This window comes from Laribacter hongkongensis DSM 14985 (assembly GCF_000423285.1).
Classification (GTDB): domain Bacteria; phylum Pseudomonadota; class Gammaproteobacteria; order Burkholderiales; family Aquaspirillaceae; genus Laribacter; species Laribacter hongkongensis.
The window spans coordinates 1-18,672 of record NZ_KE383998.1 but is presented as its reverse complement, the minus strand read 5'-3'; the positions used below and the strand labels follow the sequence as shown (position 1 = coordinate 18,672).

Here is an 18,672-nt window from a genome sequence, read left to right as displayed (position 1 = left end):
CCGGAGCGCATAAAGGGAGGATTGCTGTGATGGGTAAGGTGAACGGATCAATGCTCGGGCTGGCTGCAGCCGGCATGTTGCTGGTGTCTGCAATGGTGCAGGCCGCGCCCCAGTCCGTACCGCTGTCGGGGCCGGCGGCAGCGCTCCGGCATGGTGATGTACCTGCTGCGCCGGCTGGCGTGGTGGTGATCGAGGGCGGGCCGGGGCCGGTGATTGGTGGTACCGGGCTGAACCTGGGGTGGCACATGCATCCCGGCATGCATGGACCGGCCGCTGCATCCATGGCTGGTCCGATGGAGCAGTGGGTGGCACCGGGCTGGCGGATGCAGTCCCTGATGGACCGTCTGAAGCTGGATGCCACGCAGAAATCGGCCTTTGACCTGATGATTGCGCGGACGGATGCTTCCGACCGCTGGCTGATGCAGGAAATGCAGCGTATCAATGCCGCCATGCGGGCTCCGGGCCTGTCGCTGCCCAACCTGCTGGCCTTGCAGCATGCCGGCATGGAGGCCCGGGTGGCGGCCATGACGGCACATGACGAGGCGCTGGTGGCGTTTTACAACCAGCTGACGCCGGCCCAGCGCCTGCTGATGGATGCGGCTCCGGCAACCCGCCCGGCTGCTCCGGCCGGCCTCGGCTCCAGCCGCATGAATCCGGCCCTGAGCGCCGGCCCGGCCGCCGCGCAGGAATAACGCGGCGGGTATCAGCGCCAGGCCGACAGGGCCTGGCTTTCCAGCAGGAGCTGCTCCATGGTGGCAGCCGGGACCGGGCGGCTGAACAGGTAGCCCTGTCCGTACTGGCAGCCGTGGTCCAGCAGGAACTGCCGGTGTTCCTCGCGTTCGACGCCTTCAGCCACGGGTTGCAGGTTCAGGCTTTGCCCCATGGAGATGATGGCGCTGGCGATGGCGGCGTCGTCGCGGTCCTCGTGCAGGTCGGTGACGAAGGAGCGGTCGATTTTCAGGACATCGATCGGCAGCTGCTTGAGGTAGGACAGCGACGAATAGCCGGTGCCGAAGTCGTCGATGGCAATGCGCACGCCCAGTGCCTTGAGGTTCTTGAGCGTGCGGATCATCTCGCCGGTATTGTCCATCGCCACCGATTCGGTGATTTCCAGTTCCAGATAGTGACCAGGCAGGTTGCTGTGTTCGAGGATGCGGCGGACGGTGGCGACGATGTCGCCCTGGGTCATCTGCTTGCTGGACAGGTTGACGGCCACGGTACCGGGCAAGAGGCCGAGGTTGAGCCAGTGCCGCGCCTGGCGGCAGGCCTGTTCCAGCACCCACTCGCCAATGGTGGAGATCAGGTTGGATTCTTCGGCGATCGGAATGAAGTCGGCCGGGCTGACCGGTCCCAGTTCGTGGCTGCGCCAGCGCAGCAGGGCTTCCATGCCGTAGATGTGACCGTGGGCGAGGTCGACCTTGGGCTGGAAATGCAGCTGGAATTCCTGGCGGGCCAGCGCACGGTGCAGGTTGGATTCCAGCCGCAACCGGGCCAGCGTGCTGGCATTCATGTCGGCGGTAAAGAACTGGAAATTGTTCTTGCCCCGCTCCTTGGCCCGGTACATGGCCGTGTCGGCATTCATGCGCAGCACTTCCGGGGTACTGCCGTCATCCGGGTAGATGGCGATGCCGACCGAGGCGGTGACATACACGTCGTGGCCGTCGAGCGTGACCATGCCCTGCACCCGGTCGATCAGTTTCTGGGCCGTCTGGGCCACGCCGCGCAGGTCGCGGATGTCTTCCAGCACGATGTTGAATTCGTCGCCGCCCAGCCGGGCGACGGTGTCGCTGGCGCGCAGGCTGCCGGTCAGGCGGCTGGCGACGGTTTGCAGCAGCTTGTCGCCGACGGCATGGCCGAGGGTGTCGTTGATGAACTTGAAGCGGTCGAGGTCGAGGAACATCAGCGCCACGCGCTTGCCTTGCCGGTGGGCGCGGGTGAGGGCGGCACCCAGGCGTTCCATCAGCAGGGTGCGGTTGGGCAGGTCGGTCAGCGGGTCGTGGTTGGCAAGGTAGTGCAGCCGTTCTTCGTTGAGCTTGCGCTGGGTGATGTCGCTGAAAATGCCGGCGTAGTGAGTAAAGGTGCCGTCCGGTCCGCGGATGCCGGTGATGGTCAGGTGCTCGGTGTAGAACTTGCCGTCCTTGCGGCGGTTGATGACTTCGCCCTGCCAGAATCCGTGCTCGCGCAGGCTTTGCCACAGGTGGCGGTAAAATTCCGGCGGCTGCTGGCTGGAGCTGAGGATGCGCGGGTTCTTGCCGACCACTTCTTCGCGGCGCCAGCCGGTAATGCGGGTAAAGGCCGGGTTGACGGTTTCGATGATGCCTTCGGCGTCGGTGATGATGATGCCTTCCAGTGTGGCTTCAAACACCTTGTCGGCCAGCCGCAGGTTCTGCTGCGACAGGTTGAGGGCTTCGTCGCGTTCCTTGAGGGCGTATTGCAGCTCGTGGACGTATTCGTGCTCGATCGACGCCATGATGTCGGCAAAGCCGACCAGTCCGGTCAACTGGTTGTTTTCGCTGGTGATGCCCAGATGGCGGATGTGCTTTTCGGCGAGGAGCTTGCGGGCATAGTAAAGGCTGGCGCTGGCCTTGGCCGTCACCAGTGGCCGGCTGGCCAGCCGGCCGACCGGCTGGTCGGGATCGTTGCTGTCCAGATGGCGCACCACGTCGCGCTGGGTCAGGATGCCGTAACCGCCGTCCGGGTATTCGATGATGACCGCCTCCTGGGTAACCTGGCGCATGGCTGCGACGGCTTCGGCAAAGGAGGCATCGGCTCTCAGGAACCTTGGCGGGGCGCTGGGGATCGAGCCGACTTCCTTGAGGCGGATGAAGAATTCGGCCCCCTGGTTCAGGACGATGTCGGTCTGTGACAGGATGCCGCGCGGCTGGTTCTGCTGGTCGATGACCAGATAGTGGCGGATGCCTTCGTGGCGAAAGCGGATGGCCGCTTCGTGAAAAGGCGTGTCGACCGGCAGGGTCTTGACCGGTGAACTCATCACGCTGGAAATCGGTACCCTGAGTCCGTCTGGATCGTGCAGGTCCAGCTTGAGGACATCGGCCTCGGTCCAGATGCCTGCCGGCTGGCCTTGTCCGTCCAGCACGATGATCGAGCCGCACAGGGCCTCGCGCATCTGGCGGGCGGCCTCATGCACCGGGGTATCGGGCGCACAGGTGACTAGGCGTGGCGAGACCAGCGATTCAATGGTCTTCTGGTAGTAAATGCCCACAGGAACTCCGCAACGGTAAGGAACAGGCAACGGTCAGACGGGGGTGAAGTATAGCCATTTGGCATCTGGTTTTTTATGTCAAATGACATTGGCCGGAGGCTGTCACGGAATGAAGATTGCAGCTGGCAGACGGGCGGTTTATCTTGGCGTCATCCCGGATCCGGCGGCTGGCCGACCATCATTTCAGGAGATTCCATGCGTATCGAAACCCTCGCCGTCCATGGCGGTTACCGTCCCGACCCGACCACCCGCGCGGCTGCCGTGCCGATTTACCAGACCACCAGCTATGCCTTCGACAGCACCCAGCACGGGGCAGACCTCTTCGACCTCAAGGTGGCCGGCAACATCTACACCCGCATCATGAATCCGACCACCGACGTGCTGGAGCAGCGCGTTGCCGCGATGGAGGGCGGAGTCGGAGCGCTGGCCGTGGCGTCGGGCATGGCGGCGGTGACCTATGCCATCCAGACCATTGCCGAAGCCGGCGACAACATCATTGCCACCAGCACGCTGTACGGCGGCACCTACAACCTGCTGGCGCACACCCTGCCACAGCTGGGAATCGAAGTACGTTTTGTCGATTACCGTGATCCCCGGGCCGTGACCGGGCTGGTGGATGCCCGCACCAAGGCCGTGTATTGCGAATCCATCGGCAACCCTCTGGGCAATGTGGTTGACTTCGCCGCTTTTGCCGAAGTGGCACATGCCGGCGGCGTGCCGCTGATCGTCGACAACACGGTGCCGTCGCCGTATCTGTGCCGGCCGTTCGAGCATGGTGCCGACATCGTCGTGCATTCGCTGACCAAGTACATGGGCGGACACGGTACCAGCATCGGTGGCATCATCGTTGATTCGGGTCGTTTCCCGTGGGGCGAGCATAAAGAGAAATTCGTGCGTCTGAATACACCGGATGTCAGCTACCACGGTGTTAACTATGTTGAGGCGATGGGTGCAGCTGCCTACATCGCCAGGGCACGCGTGGTGCCGCTTCGCAACATGGGGGCGGCTATCAGTCCGATGAACAGTTTCCAGATTTTACAAGGAATCGAGACCTTGCCGCTGCGCATGGACCGCATTTGCAGCAATACGCAGCGCGTTGCCGAATTTCTTGCGGCCCATCCGGCGGTGGACTGGGTCGAATACGCCGGCCTCGAAGGCAACCCCAGCAAGCCGCTGGTGGACAAGTATATGGGCGGACGGGCCTCGGGCATCTTGAGCTTCGGTGTCAAGGGCGGCGTGGAAGCCGGCACCCGCTTCATCGACGCGCTCCAGCTGTTTGTCCGGCTGGTCAATATCGGCGATGCCAAGAGCCTCGCCTGCCATCCGGCCAGCACCACGCACCGCCAGCTGTCGGTCGAAGAACAGCGCAAGGCCGGGGTACGACCGGAAATGGTGCGCCTGTCGATCGGCATTGAACATGTGGACGACCTGATCGAAGACTTGGAGCAGGCACTGGCCGCTGCCCGGCAATAGACCGGCCGGCTGCCAGCAGCAGGCATGTTGATGCGAGGGCAGCCACAGAAGCTGCCCCGTCAAAAATGACGAGGAGGGGGCATGACCACCCTGAAGTTGAATGTCGCAGGGGCCGGAAAAGTCGGCCGGGTACTGGCACGCCGCTGGCAACAGGCCGGTGTGGCCGAAATCGGCGGCGTATGCTGCCGGCGCTCGTCTTCGGCCGAAGAGGCCGTGGCGTTCATCGGAGCCGGACAGGTGTGTTCGCTGGCCACACTGCCCGCTGCCGACCTGTGGCTGATCAGCGTGCCTGACAGCCAGATTGCCGGCGTGGCCCAGGCACTGGCCGGCCGCGACAACCTGACACCGGCGCTGGCCGTGCATGCCAGCGGCGCCCTGACCGCCGCCGTGCTGGCGCCACTGGCCGAACGTGGCTGGCAGACCGCCAGCGCCCATCCCGCCCTCAGTTTTGCCGAGCCGGTGCGGGCACTGGCCACATTCGAAGGGACACCCGTGGCACTGGAAGGCATGGAAGACGCCTGCCAGGTTCTGGACCCCTTGCTGACGGCCATCGGTGCCCGGCCGTTTCTCCTGTCCAGCGAACACAAGCCGCGCTACCACGCCGCCTGTACCATCGCCTCCAATTACGTGGTCACCCTGGCCGACATGGCGTGGCGGGTGGCCCAGGAGGCCGGGCTGGATGCGGAAACCGCGCGTGACGTGCTGGGCCCGCTGGCGAGCCAGTCGCTGGTCAATGCCTTCCAGTTCGGGCCGGCTACGGCCCTGACCGGGCCCGTGGTCCGTGGAGACAGCGGCACCGTGGCCCTGCATCTGGACGAACTGACCGACCCGCTGGACGAGCAGGCATACCGGGCGCTCGGGCGTCTGGCCGTGCGGCTGGCCGGCGGACGGCTGGATGCCGAACACCGTGACGCCCTCTCGACCCTGCTGGCCGAACCGCGGGGATGAGCATGCCGGCCTGCCTGTTCAATGGCGAAGCGGCCGACCGGATTCCGGTGACCGACCGTGGGCTTGGCTACGGTGACGGCCTGTTCCGCACGGTGCTGCTCAAGCAGGGCCGGCCCACGCTCTGGCACTGGCACTGGCAATGCCTGCAACATGACTGCGCTGCCCTGGGGCTGCCATTGCCGGCCGAATCCGTCCTGCTGGCGGAGCTGGCACAACTGGCCGCCACCTTGCCGCTGGCCGTCGGCAAGATCGTGCTGACCCGTGGCAGCGGTGCCCGTGGCTATGCCCTGCCGCAGCCCGTGGTGCCAACCCGGCTGGTATCCGTTGCCGGTTTTGCACCGCAGCCCTGCCCGGACGGCGTGACGGTGCGCTGGTGCCGGCTGGAGCTGGCCAGCCAGCCGCGGCTGGCCGGAGTCAAGCATCTCAACCGGCTGGAAAACGTGCTGGCGCGGGCCGAATGGGATGATCCTGCCATCCGTGAAGGACTGCTGTGCGATGCCGAAGGCTGGCTGACCGAGGCCTGTGCCTGCAATGTGTTTGTCGATTTCGGTTCGCATGTGGCCACGCCCTTGCTGGACCGCTGCGGTGTCGCCGGGGCTGCCCGCGCCTGCCTGCTGGACTGCCTGGCAGACCGCCTTGGTCGTCCGGTGCGGGTTGAGCGCATTGCCCGCGCCGCTGTACAGGGGGCGCAAGGTCTGTGGCTGTGCAACAGCGTGGTGGGCGTGCTGCCGGTCCGGCGGCTGGATGCGCTCGCGTTCGGGTTGCCGGATTCGGCCCGCGTGGCGGCAGATATCCTGGCAGCGGCCTGACTCCGGTGACGGAGCGGGGCCGGGAGGCGGCCTGCGCCGGAATCTGGCCGGTTGCTTTCCCTGCGCGGCAGCCTTGCCGGCTGATGTGACAAGCGCCCTGCCGGATGACTGTTTGCAGTGATCCGGGCCGGTCTTGATCACGTCATGCAGCGGCTGGTCCGGCAGTCATCCGGGCTGGACCGGTGCCGTGGCGTGCAAGTTCGCCTATGATGTCCGGCTCAACAGCCAAGGGGACGGCAGTGCGGATCGGCAAGTTGGTGATTATCGGGGTGGGCCTGATCGGTGGCTCGTTTGCGCTGTCGCTGCGGCGGGCAGGGCAGGTCGGCCAGGTTGTCGGCGTGGGTCGCAGTCGCGAGAATCTGGAGCGGGCGCTGGAGCTGGGCGTGATCGATTCCTGGGTCCAGGATGCCGCTGTCGCCGTGCAGGACGCCGACATGGTGCTGGTGGCTACTCCGGTCGGGCAGATGGCGCAGGTATTTGCCGCCATTGCACCGGTCTTGCCGCCCGGAGCCATCGTGACCGATGCCGGCAGCACCAAGTGCGATGTCGTGGCGCTGATGAGGCAGCACCTGCCCCGGCAGTTGTCCCGCTGCGTACCGGCCCATCCGATTGCCGGGTCCGAGCTGTCCGGCGCTGCCGCAGCCCAGTTCGCCCTGTTTGAAAACCGCACTGTGGTACTGGCGCCGCTGCCGGAAACCGACGACGAGGCCGTGGCCTGCGTGCGGGCCGCCTGGCAGGTGACCGGTGCCAGTGTCGCCAGCCTGCGGCCGGAACAGCACGACGCCATTTTTGCCACGGTCAGCCATCTGCCGCACCTGCTGGCCTTTGCCTATGTGGACACCGTGCTGGCCAGACCCGATGCCCGGCAGTGCTTTGATTTTGCCTCGACCGGTTTTCGCGACTTTACCCGGATCGCCGGCAGTCATCCGGAAATGTGGCGTGACATTACCTTGGCCAACCAGGCGGCCCTGCTGGCCGAGCTGGACGCCTTTTCCGCCACGCTGGCCCAGCTGCGGGCAGAGGTGGCGGCCGCCGATGCCGGAGCCCTGGAGGCGCGCTTTGCCCGCGCGCGTTCGGCCCGTACGGCCTGGGCCGAGCGCTTCAACCGGCGTTGATCAGGAAACCCGGCCAAGCGCTGATGCGGAGCGGGCGATTCCGCTACAATTACGGTTTTTGTCACGGCTTTTCCTATGCAGGCGATTGCCATTGATGCCGTCAGCAAACGCTACGGTGACTTTACCGCGCTCGACCGGGTCAGTCTGGCAGTCGAAGAGGGCGAATTCTTTGCCTTGCTGGGCCCCAACGGTGCCGGCAAGACCACGCTGATTTCCTGCATGGCCGGTCTGGCCCGGCCTACGGACGGGCAGATCCGCATCATGGGGCATGACGTGGTCCGTGATTACCGGGCCGCCCGGCGCGCCCTTGGCGTGGTGCCGCAGGAACTGGTGTTCGATCCGTTTTTTACCGTGCGGGAAACGCTGGTTTTCCAGTCAGGTTATTTCGGTCTGCGCCACAACGACGACTGGATCGACGAAATCCTCGCCCGGCTGGGGCTGACCGACAAGGCCGGGACCAACATGCGTGCCCTGTCAGGTGGCATGAAGCGCCGCGTGATGGTGGCGCAGGCACTGGTGCACCGGCCGCCGGTCATCGTGCTGGACGAGCCGACTGCCGGCGTGGACGTGGCCCTGCGCCAGAGCCTGTGGGCCTTCGTGCAGGAACTCAACCAGGCCGGTCATACCATCGTGCTGACCACGCACTATCTGGAAGAAGCCGAAACCCTGTGCCACCGCATCGCCATGCTCAAGGAAGGACGGCTGATCGCGCTGGAGGACAAGGAACGCCTGCTGTCGCGCGGAGAAGAGGCCCGGCGTGTCCGCTTCGTGCTGGTGCAGCCGGCAGAATTGCCGGCAGAGCTGCTGCCGCTGCTGGACAGCCGCGACGACGAAGGGGTGACACTGAAGCTGGCCGATCATGACCAGCTGGAGGACATCCTGGCGTGCATGCGCATGGCCGGAGTCAGGGTGAAGGAATTGCGGACGGTCAAGACCGACCTCGAGGATGTGTTCGTGAGCATGATGCAAGGGCAGGGGAGCTGAAATGTCCGGATTTTTTACCCTGTTCAAGAAGGAAATCCTGCGGTTTTGGAAGGTTTCCTTCCAGACGGTGGCCGCACCGGTGCTGACGGCATTGCTGTACCTGCTGGTGTTTTCGCATGCCCTGTCCGGGCGGGTGGACATGTATCCCGGCGTCAGTTACGTGCTGTTCCTGATTCCCGGGCTGATCATGATGTCAATGTTGCAGAACGCGTTTTCCAACGGCAGTTCCAGCCTGATCCAGAGCAAGATCACCGGCAACATCGTGTTCATCCTGCTGCCGCCCCTGTCGGCACTGGAGGTGTTTGCCGCTTATCTGCTGGCTGCGGTGGTACGTGGTCTGGTGGTGGGGGCCGGTGTGTGGCTGGTCACGCTGTGGGCCGGTTTTCCGCCGCTGGCGCATCCGGTGTGGCTGCTGCTGTTTGCCGTGCTGGGCTGCGGCGTGCTGGGGGCGCTGGGCGTGCTGGCCGGGGTATGGGCCGACAAGTTCGACCAGCTGGCGGCCTTCCAGAATTTCATCATCATGCCGCTGACTTTCCTGTCCGGCGTATTCTATTCGGTCCACAGCCTGTCACCTTTCTGGTACGCGGTAAGCCACCTTAATCCGGTGTTCTATATGATCGACGGCTTCCGCTACGGCTTTTTCGGCGTATCTGACGCTGATCCGTGGCTCAGTTTTGCGGTGGTGGCCGCAGCCTTCGTGCTGGTGTCCGCCATCGTGCTCCAGGTTTTGCATTCCGGTTACAAATTGCGACGCTAATCCACCATGATGACTCCTGACCAAGTCCGGCAGCTGATTGCTGCCACCCTCGACTGCACCGCCATTGACGTGCGCGGCGACGGTCACCACTTTTACGCCAGCATCGTATCGCCGGCCTTTGCCGGCAAGCGGCTGGTCGAACGGCACCTGATGGTCAAGTCGGCCCTCAAGCCCCAGTTTGACGACGGTACGCTGCATGCGCTGTCGATTGAATCGGCCAAGACTCCCGAAGAACTCGCCAAGTAACGCCCAAGGCTGATTTGCATGGAAAAACTCAAGATCACCGGTAATGGTCCGCTCAAGGGCGACATTACGGTTTCCGGTGCCAAAAACGCGGCGCTGCCGATTTTGTGCGCCTCTTTGCTGACCGCAGACACGCTGCGGCTGACCAACGTGCCGCAGCTGCGCGATGTCATGACCACGCAGAAGCTGTTGCAGGGCATGGGCGCGCGGGTCATGACCGACAACGTGCACGAATTCGAGCTGTCGGCCGCCCAGGTCAGCGATACCTGCGCACCGTACGAGCTGGTGAAAACCATGCGCGCCTCGATTCTGGTGCTGGGCCCGACACTGGCCCGCTTCGGCGAGGCTTCGGTCAGCCTGCCCGGTGGCTGCGCCATCGGCTCGCGCCCGGTCGACCAGCACATCAAGGGGCTGGCGGCCATGGGCGCCGACATCGTGATCGAACACGGTTACGTCAAGGCCCGTGGCCGCCTCAAGGGCGCCCGGGTGGTGATGGACATGGTGACGGTGACCGGAACGGAAAACCTGCTGATGGCTGCCACGCTGGCCGACGGTACCACCGTGCTGGAAAACGCTGCCCGCGAACCGGAGGTGACCGATCTCGCTGTGTGCCTCAACAAGATGGGGGCCCGCATCAGCGGTTTGGGTACCGACCGGCTGGTGATCGAGGGGGTTGAGCGCCTGCATGGTGCCGAGCACGCGGTGATGCCGGACCGCATCGAGGCCGGGACTTTCCTGGTCGCCGGGGCCATGACGCAGGGCAAGCTGGTGCTGCGCAACGCGCGGGCTGCGGACATGGGCGCGATCCTTGACAAGCTGGCCGAAGCCGGTGCGGTCATCGAGGCGGGGGGCGACTGGATCGCCCTCGACATGCCGCAGCGTCCCAGGGCAGTCAGCCTGCGGACCCTGCCGTATCCGGCCTTTCCGACCGACATGCAGGCCCAGTTCATGGCAATGAACTGCATCGCCGAAGGTGTGGGCAGCATCAAGGAAACCATTTTTGAAAACCGCTTCATGCACGTGCCGGAGCTGATCCGCATGGGCGCACGCATCGACGTGGAAGGCAATCTGGCGACTACCCACGGGGTGAACAAGCTTTCGGGCGCCACGGTGATGGCGACCGACCTGCGCGCTTCGGCGAGCCTCGTGCTGGCCGGGCTGGTGGCAGACGGCACCACCATCGTCGACCGGATCTACCATCTGGACCGCGGTTACGAGCACATCGAGCGCAAGCTCGGGGCCGTGGGCGCGCAGATCGAACGGACCGGTGGCTGAAGCGGGGAACCTTGCACGAATGACGGAACGGGATGGCCTGGCCATCCCGTTGTCGTTTGCGGCCGGCGGGCAGCGGGGTGAATGCGGTTTATGGTATCGTCAGAGCCAGACCCGTCCATCGCATGACAAGACATGACGCTGATTTCCATCCTGATCGCACTGGCACTGGAACAGTTGCGCCCGCTTGGCAGCCGCAACCGCCTGCTGTTGCACTTCACGCGCTATGCCAACCGGCTGGAACGCAACCTGAATGCCGGCGAATCCCGGCACGGCCTGCTGGCATGGCTGCTGGCCGTGGTGCCGTTCGTGGCGCTGGCCTACGGCATTTACGCCGCGCTCTACCAGGTCACGCCGGTCCTGGCCCTGCTGTGGAACGTGGCAGTGCTGTACCTGACGATGGGGTTCCGGCATTTTTCCGGTGCCATCACTGACATCAGCAAGGCGCTGGCCGACGGCCGGGTGCACGATGCCAGGGCGGCGCTGGGGCGCTGGTCCGGCCAGTCGACCTCCGAACTGGAGGTCAACGAGATTTCCCGCCTGACCATCGAGCAGGGCGTGACCGATGCCTATCGCCATGTGTTTGCCACGCTCTTCTGGTTTGTGGTGTTGCCCGGCCCGGCCGGTGCCGTGCTGTACCGGCTGTCGTGCATGCTGTACCAGAAGTGGGGTCTGCGCGAAGGCCAGCCGGGCGACCAGTTCGGACTGCCGGCCCGCAAGCTGTGCGAGTGGCTGGACTGGATTCCGGTGCGGCTGACCAGCATCAGCTTTGCCGTGATGGGGGATTTCGAGGATGCCATCTATTGCTGGCGGGCGCAGGCGCAGGCCTGGGGCAACCGCAGCTGGGGCATCCTGCTGGCCAGTGCCGCCGGTGCCATCGGTGTGCGTCTGGGCGACCCGCTGCGGCAGGATTACACTGTCAAGTACCGGCCGGAACTGGGGGTTGGAGACGAGGCCGATCCCGATTACCTCAAGCGCGCCATCGGACTGGTGTGGCGGGCTCTGGTGATCTGGCTCTTCGTCATCCTGCTGTTTTCCGTGGCCCGGATCCTGGCCTGATGGTGCCTGCTGCCGGCGCAGACGGTGCCTGACGGGAAAACTTTGGAATTTCATGGCGTTGGCGCGTATAGTTCGCGCCTTCGCTTTTTGTGTTGTCTGGGAGTGTGTTTGTGATGACGTTTGCCGAGCTGGGTTTGCCCGCAGAAGTGCAGCGTGCGGTTGATGAACTTGGCTATGCCGAGCCGACGCCGATTCAGGCGCGTGCCATTCCTGAAGTACTGACGGGACGGGACGTGCTGGCTGCCGCGCAGACCGGTACCGGCAAGACGGCCGCGTTTACCCTGCCCATCATTGCCCGCCTGAGGCACTACGCGACGCATAGCGTGTCGCCGGCCATGCACCCGGTGCGCTGCCTGATCCTGACGCCCACGCGCGAACTGGCCGACCAGATCGCCGCTTCGGTCCAGAGCTACACCAAGTACCTGCCGCTGCGGCATACCTGCGTGTTCGGCGGCGTCAACATGGACCCGCAAAAAGCCGACCTGATGCGCGGCATGGACATTGTCGTGGCCACGCCCGGACGCCTGCTGGACCATCTGGAACAGAAAACCATCCAGCTCAACCGGGTGGAGATGCTGGTGCTGGACGAAGCGGACCGCATGCTCGACATGGGTTTCATCCTGGACATCCGCCGCATCCTGGCCCAGTTGCCAAAAACCCGGCAGACCCTGCTGTTCTCGGCCACCTTCTCACCCGAGATCAAAAAGCTGGCAGCCGAATTCCAGCGTGATCCGGTCACCATCGAAGTGGCCCGGCAAAACACCACGGCCGCCACGGTCGAGCAGGCCGTTTATGCCGTGGATGCCGGACAGAAACGCCGCCTGCTGGCCCGGCTGATCAATGAGCGTGCCATGTCGCAGGTGATCGTGTTCTGTCGTACCAAGCAGGGCGCCGACCGGCTGGCGCGCGAGCTGCGCAATTTCGACCGGCTGGATGCCGAAGCCATCCATGGCGACAAGGCCCAGCAAGCCCGCCTGGACACGCTGGCGGCATTCAAGGACGGCAAACTGCGCATACTGGTGGCTACCGACGTGGCTGCCCGGGGGCTGGATGTCAGCGATCTGCCGTTCGTGGTCAACTTCGACCTGCCGAATTCGCCGGAAGACTATGTGCACCGGATCGGCCGTACCGGTCGTGCCGGTCAGAGCGGCGTGGCCATTTCGCTGATGGATGCCGAAGAACAGAAACTGCTGGAAGCGATTGAAAAGCTGACACGCCAGACGCTGACTCCCCAGCATCATGCCGCCGCCTGGCCAAGCTGGGTGCCGCGTCCGGCCGCTGCTGCCGAAGAGCGCCCGGCACTGGCACAAAAGCGTCGTATTGCTCCGGCCAGTGAAGACAGCCGCGACAGCAGCAATGCAGCGGCGACCGACGATGACGAGCTGTTGGCCAAGCCGCGCCGGCGGGTGATCCTGCCCAGTTATCTGCGTGAACCGGTCGAAGTGCCGGCACTGCTGATGCCGCCGCGTTACAAGCGCAGTTGAGCCGACTTGCCGCTGAACCAGGCCCGGTCCTTCAGGATCGGGCTTTTTGTTGTCCTGACGGGTGTGACAGGGGGTTTGACCGAAGCGGTGTCCTGCTTTAGCGTAGCGGGCTTATGCCCTAGGCATCGGAGGCGTACCCAAATGCTGTTCTGCCGATTTGCACACGACATCGTGTGCCTGCACCGCTTTTAGACCATCAGCCATTACCCGCAGAGGACTGCCATGAACCAGACCAAATTCCTGTTGCCCGAATCCGAGATCCCGACCCACTGGTACAACGTGGTGGCGGACATGCCCAACAAGCCCGCACCGGTACTCGGACCCGATGGCCAGCCGATTTCTCCCGACGCCTTGTCGGCCATCTTCGTCGACAGCCTGATCGAACAGGAAGTCTCGACGGAGCGCTGGATTCCGATTCCGGAACCGGTGCGGGAAATCTACCGGCTCTGGCGGCCGGCTCCTCTGTTCCGGGCCCACCGGCTCGAAGCCGAACTGGGTACTCCTGCGCGGATCTACTACAAGTACGAAGGCGTCAGTCCGGCCGGCAGCCACAAGCTCAATTCGGCCATTGCCCAGGCGTACTACAACCGTGAAGCCGGTATCCGCCGCATGACGACCGAAACCGGTGCCGGCCAGTGGGGTTGTTCGCTGGCGCTGGCCGGCCAGATGTTCGGCATCGACATCCGGGTGTTCATGGTGAAGGTGAGTTACCAGCAAAAGCCTTTCCGCCGCTCCATGATGCAGACTTGGGGGGCCGAGGTTCTGGCCAGTCCGTCGCCGCTGACGGCAGCCGGCCGGGCTGCGCTGGAGGCCGACGACAATAATCCAGGTTCGCTGGGACTGGCGATCGCCGAGGCGGTGGAAGAAGCGGCCAGCCGCAGCGACACGACGTATGGCCTGGGGTCGGTGCTCAACCACGTGCTGCTGCACCAGACCGTGATCGGTCTGGAGGCGAAAAAGCAGTTCGAGCTGGCTGGTGATTATCCCGACATGATTTTTGCGCCGTGCGGCGGCGGCTCCAACTTCGGCGGCGTGGCATTTCCGTTCTTTGCCGACAAGGCGGCCGGGCGCAACGTGCGGCTGGTGGCTGTGGAGCCGGCATCGTGTCCGAGCCTGACCCGCGGGCATTATTCCTACGACTATGGCGATACTGCAGGCCTGACGCCGCTGATGAAGCAGTACACGCTCGGACACGACTTCATGCCGCCGTCCATTCATGCCGGAGGTTTGCGCTATCACGGCGCCTCGACGCTGGTCAGCCAGCTGGTGCACGAAGGACTGGTCGAGGCAGTTGCCGTGCCGCAGCTGGCAACGTTCGAGGCCGGGGTGACGTTTGCCCGGACCGAGGGCATCGTGCCGGCACCGGAAAGCTGCCACGGTATCCGTGCCGTCATCGACGAGGCCCGGCGCTGTACCGAAAGCGGCGAGTCCAAAGCGCTGTTCTTCAACCTGTCCGGCCATGGGCATTTCGACATGGCCAGCTACGACAAGTATCTGGCGGGCGATCTGGAAGACTATGTCTATCCGGAAGAGGCCATCCGTGCGGCACTGGCGCGTTTGCCGCGAGTGTGATTGTGCACTGACGGGCGGGGGGCTTCCCCGCCCGAAATTGTCTCAAGGTAAGATGCGCGCCCTTTCATAGTCAAAGCAATTGCCTTGTCTGATGTCATTGACGAGTTGGCCGCGCAGTGGCGTGCTTGCCGGCACCTGCTGGTGCTCACCGGCGCAGGTCTCAGTACTGAATCGGGTATTCCCGATGTTCGTTCGGCCACCACAGGCCAGGTCCGGCAACCAGGCTGTGCCGATGCGCTCTCCCTCCGTTTTTTCCAGCAGGACCCTGCGGCATTCTGGTCTGCTTTCCGCACGCTTTTTCCGTTCGGCACGACCGGAAGCGCATGCCCGGATATCGGGCATCGTCTGCTGGCTCAGCTGGCTGCAACGGACAAGACCGTCACGGTGGTGACCCAGAACATTGACGGCCTGCACCAGCGGGCAGGCAGCCCGCACGTCATCGAAGCGCATGGCAGTGTGGAGCGCCTAGTGTGTCCGGCCTGCCTGTGCCGTGATCATGACGCCACTTGCCAGGTCCAGCCGGTACCGCACTGTCACTGTTGCGGGGAAGTGCTCAAACCGGATGTCGTGTTGCATGGCGAGCCGGTCGAGGCCATGGATGCTGCACTGGCAGCATTGGCCGAGGCAGACTGCCTGTGGGTGATGGGATCATCGCTGGAAGCGGGCCCGGTCAACCAGCTGCCGGCGCTGGCACGGCACTGGCGCATGCCAAGCGCACTGGTCAATTTGCAGCCTACCGCCCTCGATAGCCGGTTTGATTTGTGCCTGCATTGGCCGATTGGCGAGGTGTGTGCAAAATTCAGGCAAATATTGGGGTTTGATTCCGACTGATTCATGAATCGTTGGCCGGGCGCCACGCTTTGTTGCTCAAGCATAAACCCGACTGCAAATTTTTCTTGAATGGATAGAGAAACTGACCTATTAATGACAAATTGATGTTGTCCATGTCCGAAAGATAACCGATCATGCCCGCCGCTCTTCCTCCCAACGCACTCAACGATCCGATCTCCCTGATGTATTTCGCCTATCGCGCCTTTACCGGCAAACCTGACGAGCTGCTGGCCGAACGTGGGCTGGCCCGTGTTCACCACCGCATCCTGCATTTTGTCGGCAAGAATCCCGGCCTGAGCGTCAACGCGCTGCTGCGGATTCTGGATGTCAGTAAGCAGGCGGTAAATGCGCCGCTGCGGCACTTGCAGGAGCAAGGCCTGATTGTTGCCACGCTCGCGCGGCATGACCGCCGGGTCAAGGAGCTGCGCCTGACCGAGTCCGGCCAGGTCCTCCTGCAACAGCTGTCGGAAAACCAGCTGCGCATGATGGCAGCCGTGACTCATGAGCTGGGTGAGGCCGACATGGCGGCCTGGTGGCGGGTCACGACCCAGTTTGCCCGCTTTGCTGTCGGAAACAACTGACCTGCCCGGCAATGAAACGCCCCGCCCGTGCGGGGCGTTCCTGTTTTGTCCGGGCATGTCACTGTCTTCTGCGGCTGCGTTGCCGTTACAATCAGCCTTACCCTTACTGCATCGGGCCATTCGGAGAACACCATGACCGTCATCCGTCAGGAAGACTTTATTGCCAGCATCGCTGATGCTTTCCAGTACATCAGCTATTACCACCCCAAAGACTATATCCAGGCACTGGGCCGGGCGTACGAGCGCGAGGCCAGTCCGGCAGCCAGGGATGCCATTGCACAGATTCTCACCAACAGCCGCATGTGTGCCGAGGGACATCGCCCGATCTGTCAGGACACGGGGATTGCCCTTGTTTTCCTGAAAATCGGCATGAACGTCCAGTGGGACGCGAGCATGAGCGTGCAGGACATGGTCAACGAAGGCGTGCGCCGGGCCTACACCCACCCGGACAACAAGCTTCGTGCTTCAGTGCTGCTGGATCCTGCCGGCAAACGGCAGAACTCGCGTGACAATACACCCGCCGTCGTGCATTTCGAGGTCGTGCCGGGCGATGGTGTCGAGGTGATCTGTGCTGCCAAGGGTGGCGGCTCGGAAAACAAGTCGAAAATGGCCATGCTCAATCCGTCGGACAGCATTGTCGAGTGGGTGCTGAAAACCGTGCCGACCATGGGCGCGGGATGGTGTCCGCCGGGGATTCTGGGGATCGGCATCGGCGGCACGCCGGAAAAGGCGCTGCTGATGGCCAAGGAATCCCTGATGGCTCCGGTCGATATCGATGAGCTGATTGCCCGTGGGCCGCAGAATCGCGCCGAAGAACTGCGTATCGAGCTGTACGAGAAGGTCAATGCGCTGGGTATCGGTGCGCAGGGGCTGGGCGGACTGACCACCGTTCTGGACGTCAAGATCCTTGATTACCCGACGCACGCGGCCAGTCTGCCGGTGGCAATGGTTCCCAACTGTGCTGCAACCCGTCACGTGCATTTCCATCTGGATGGTTCCGGGCCGGCGACACTGGAAACCCCGAAGCTGGAAGACTGGCCTGCAGTCAGCTGGCAGCCTGATACCGAGGTGGCCACCCGGGTGAATCTGGATACGCTGACACCGGAAGAAGTTGCAAGCTGGAAACCGGGGCAGACCCTGCTGCTGAACGGCAAGATGCTGACCGGGCGCGATGCGGCTCACAAGCGTATTGCCGACATGCTGGCCAAGGGCGAGTCGTTGCCTGTCGACTTCAAGAACCGGGTGATTTATTACGTTGGCCCGGTGGACCCGGTCGGTAACGAGGTGGTCGGTCCGGCTGGTCCGACTACAGCTACACGGATGGACAAGTTCACCCGCATGATGCTGGAGCAGACCGGGCTGATTTCCATGGTCGGCAAGTCTGAGCGTGGCCCAGTGGCCATTGATGCCATCCGTGACAACAAGGCGGCTTACCTGATGGCTGTGGGCGGGGCGGCTTACTTGGTCAGCAAGGCCATCAAGTCTTCGCGTGTGCTGGCCTTTGCCGATCTGGGCATGGAGGCCATTTACGAGTTTGACGTAGTGGACATGCCGGTAACTGTTGCCGTGGACAGTTCGGGCGAGTCCGTTCATCAGACCGGACCAAAGGTCTGGCAAGCCAGGATCGGAAAGATTCCGGTTGCGGTTGTCTGACCGGATAAAGCACTCAACAACAGCTACAGCCGCCTGTTTTCAACAGGCGGCTGTTTGTTTGTGTCAGGCTGGTTATGGCTGTGTAAAAAATGGGCAGTACCAGAATGGCTGTGGATTAGGCAGGGCTTTTTATGGTTATCCACAGGTTTTTCACAGCTTGCCCCCCATTGTCTGGGGAAAACTTGCAGTATTTGGTAGTGTTTGAATGTCTCAGGAAATCATTTTGGTCCTGTGGCATGTGGACAGCCCGAGCAGGATTTTTCTCGGTTTTCAGAAAACTGTATTTTTTGCGGGGTTGGGTGTTGACGGGTTGTGGAGAGGTGGGTATAGTTCGCCACCTCGCTGCACGACGCAGCGCCGGCTGGTCCGGGAAGCTCTTTAACAAACGAACAACCGATAAGTGTGAGCGCTTGTGGAAACCCACAGGCTCGCACTTCAAATAGACGCAAGGAAAAACATTTTCTTGTCGTTTCTTTGAGCAAGCCAAGTACTTAGCTGAGATTGAACGAAAGAGTTTGATCCTGGCTCAGATTGAACGCTGGCGGCATGCTTTACACATGCAAGTCGAACGGTAACAGGGACTTCGGTCTGCTGACGAGTGGCGAACGGGTGAGTAATGCATCGGAACGTACCGAGTAATGGGGGATAACGCATCGAAAGGTGTGCTA

The 18,672-nt window shown here is 63.2% G+C and carries 16 protein-coding genes and 1 rRNA gene; 16 read left to right on the top strand and 1 reads right to left on the bottom strand.

What is annotated here, in order from left to right; genetic code table 11:
- Window positions 1–29 precede the first annotated feature (29 nt).
- The gene (locus G542_RS0115015) at window positions 30–692 is read left to right on the top strand and encodes a Spy/CpxP family protein refolding chaperone (RefSeq protein ID WP_081666877.1); all 663 of its coding nucleotides are present in this window, start codon (window positions 30–32) and stop codon (window positions 690–692) included.
- A gap of 11 nt (window positions 693–703) precedes the next feature.
- Here G542_RS0115015 and G542_RS0115010 read toward each other — a convergent pair whose 3' ends face one another.
- On the bottom strand, window positions 704–3,223 hold the full coding sequence (locus tag G542_RS0115010; RefSeq protein ID WP_012698024.1) for an EAL domain-containing protein: 2,520 nt from the start codon (window positions 3,221–3,223) through the stop codon (window positions 704–706).
- A gap of 195 nt (window positions 3,224–3,418) precedes the next feature.
- On the opposite strand from G542_RS0115010, the gene G542_RS0115005 reads away from it, so the two are divergent.
- The 15 genes from G542_RS0115005 to G542_RS0114935 form a co-directional block, all read left to right on the top strand.
- On the top strand, window positions 3,419–4,696 hold the full coding sequence (locus tag G542_RS0115005; RefSeq protein WP_027824533.1) for an O-acetylhomoserine aminocarboxypropyltransferase/cysteine synthase family protein: 1,278 nt from the start codon (window positions 3,419–3,421) through the stop codon (window positions 4,694–4,696).
- A gap of 81 nt (window positions 4,697–4,777) precedes the next feature.
- Complete coding sequence (locus G542_RS0115000) at window positions 4,778–5,644, top strand: Rossmann-like and DUF2520 domain-containing protein (RefSeq protein ID WP_034986169.1); 867 nt, start codon at window positions 4,778–4,780, stop codon at window positions 5,642–5,644.
- Between the two features lie 2 nt (window positions 5,645–5,646).
- Window positions 5,647–6,453 (top strand): aminodeoxychorismate lyase, encoded by an 807-nt coding sequence (gene pabC, locus G542_RS0114995; RefSeq protein ID WP_012698021.1) that lies wholly within the window; start codon window positions 5,647–5,649, stop codon window positions 6,451–6,453.
- 257 nt (window positions 6,454–6,710) lie between these two features.
- A complete protein-coding gene (locus G542_RS0114990; RefSeq protein ID WP_244878729.1) occupies window positions 6,711–7,568 on the top strand; it encodes a prephenate dehydrogenase in 858 nt (285 codons plus the stop codon).
- Window positions 7,569–7,643: 75 nt separating this feature from the next.
- Window positions 7,644–8,552 carry an ABC transporter ATP-binding protein gene (locus G542_RS0114985; RefSeq protein ID WP_027824530.1) on the top strand — a complete coding sequence of 303 codons (909 nt, stop codon included), beginning with the start codon at window positions 7,644–7,646 and terminating at the stop codon, window positions 8,550–8,552.
- Between the two features lies 1 nt (window position 8,553).
- The gene (locus G542_RS0114980; RefSeq protein WP_012698018.1) at window positions 8,554–9,309 is read left to right on the top strand and encodes an ABC transporter permease; all 756 of its coding nucleotides are present in this window, start codon (window positions 8,554–8,556) and stop codon (window positions 9,307–9,309) included.
- Between the two features lie 6 nt (window positions 9,310–9,315).
- On the top strand, window positions 9,316–9,555 hold the full coding sequence (locus tag G542_RS0114975; protein WP_012698017.1) for a BolA family protein: 240 nt from the start codon (window positions 9,316–9,318) through the stop codon (window positions 9,553–9,555).
- 18 nt (window positions 9,556–9,573) lie between these two features.
- Entirely contained in the window at window positions 9,574–10,827 is a 1,254-nt protein-coding gene (gene murA, locus G542_RS0114970) for a UDP-N-acetylglucosamine 1-carboxyvinyltransferase (RefSeq protein WP_027824529.1), read from the top strand.
- A 132-nt stretch (window positions 10,828–10,959) separates the two neighbouring features.
- Complete coding sequence (locus G542_RS0114965) at window positions 10,960–11,883, top strand: CobD/CbiB family protein (protein WP_012698015.1); 924 nt, start codon at window positions 10,960–10,962, stop codon at window positions 11,881–11,883.
- 113 nt (window positions 11,884–11,996) lie between these two features.
- Window positions 11,997–13,367 (top strand): DEAD/DEAH box helicase, encoded by a 1,371-nt coding sequence (locus tag G542_RS0114960; protein WP_034986166.1) that lies wholly within the window; start codon window positions 11,997–11,999, stop codon window positions 13,365–13,367.
- Window positions 13,368–13,589: 222 nt separating this feature from the next.
- Window positions 13,590–14,939 (top strand): TrpB-like pyridoxal phosphate-dependent enzyme, encoded by a 1,350-nt coding sequence (locus tag G542_RS0114955; RefSeq protein ID WP_012698013.1) that lies wholly within the window; start codon window positions 13,590–13,592, stop codon window positions 14,937–14,939.
- Window positions 14,940–15,023: 84 nt separating this feature from the next.
- The gene (locus G542_RS0114950) at window positions 15,024–15,770 is read left to right on the top strand and encodes an SIR2 family NAD-dependent protein deacylase (protein ID WP_012698012.1); all 747 of its coding nucleotides are present in this window, start codon (window positions 15,024–15,026) and stop codon (window positions 15,768–15,770) included.
- A 134-nt stretch (window positions 15,771–15,904) separates the two neighbouring features.
- The gene (locus G542_RS0114945; protein ID WP_012698010.1) at window positions 15,905–16,351 is read left to right on the top strand and encodes a MarR family winged helix-turn-helix transcriptional regulator; all 447 of its coding nucleotides are present in this window, start codon (window positions 15,905–15,907) and stop codon (window positions 16,349–16,351) included.
- A gap of 132 nt (window positions 16,352–16,483) precedes the next feature.
- Window positions 16,484–18,004, top strand: coding sequence for a fumarate hydratase (locus G542_RS0114940; RefSeq protein WP_027824526.1), 1,521 nt, complete (start codon window positions 16,484–16,486; stop codon window positions 18,002–18,004).
- Between the two features lie 503 nt (window positions 18,005–18,507).
- Window positions 18,508–18,672 (top strand): 16S ribosomal RNA (locus G542_RS0114935); the annotation flags it as partial.

Bases quoted from the DNA above. Each gene is read 5' to 3' on its own strand.
- G542_RS0114985 (WP_027824530.1), top strand. From the start codon at position 7,644: ATGCAGGCGATTGCCATTGATGCCGTCAGCAAACGCTACGGTGACTTT.
- G542_RS0114975 (WP_012698017.1), top strand. From the start codon at position 9,316: ATGATGACTCCTGACCAAGTCCGGCAGCTGATTGCTGCCACCCTCGAC.
- murA (WP_027824529.1), top strand. From the start codon at position 9,574: ATGGAAAAACTCAAGATCACCGGTAATGGTCCGCTCAAGGGCGACATT.
- G542_RS0114960 (WP_034986166.1), top strand. From the start codon at position 11,997: ATGACGTTTGCCGAGCTGGGTTTGCCCGCAGAAGTGCAGCGTGCGGTT.
- G542_RS0115000 (WP_034986169.1), top strand. From the start codon at position 4,778: ATGACCACCCTGAAGTTGAATGTCGCAGGGGCCGGAAAAGTCGGCCGG.
- G542_RS0115005 (WP_027824533.1), top strand. From the start codon at position 3,419: ATGCGTATCGAAACCCTCGCCGTCCATGGCGGTTACCGTCCCGACCCG.
- G542_RS0114945 (WP_012698010.1), top strand. From the start codon at position 15,905: ATGCCCGCCGCTCTTCCTCCCAACGCACTCAACGATCCGATCTCCCTG.
- pabC (WP_012698021.1), top strand. From the start codon at position 5,647: ATGCCGGCCTGCCTGTTCAATGGCGAAGCGGCCGACCGGATTCCGGTG.
- G542_RS0115015 (WP_081666877.1), top strand. From the start codon at position 30: ATGGGTAAGGTGAACGGATCAATGCTCGGGCTGGCTGCAGCCGGCATG.
- G542_RS0114965 (WP_012698015.1), top strand. From the start codon at position 10,960: ATGACGCTGATTTCCATCCTGATCGCACTGGCACTGGAACAGTTGCGC.
- G542_RS0114940 (WP_027824526.1), top strand. From the start codon at position 16,484: ATGACCGTCATCCGTCAGGAAGACTTTATTGCCAGCATCGCTGATGCT.
- G542_RS0114980 (WP_012698018.1), top strand. From the start codon at position 8,554: ATGTCCGGATTTTTTACCCTGTTCAAGAAGGAAATCCTGCGGTTTTGG.
- G542_RS0114955 (WP_012698013.1), top strand. From the start codon at position 13,590: ATGAACCAGACCAAATTCCTGTTGCCCGAATCCGAGATCCCGACCCAC.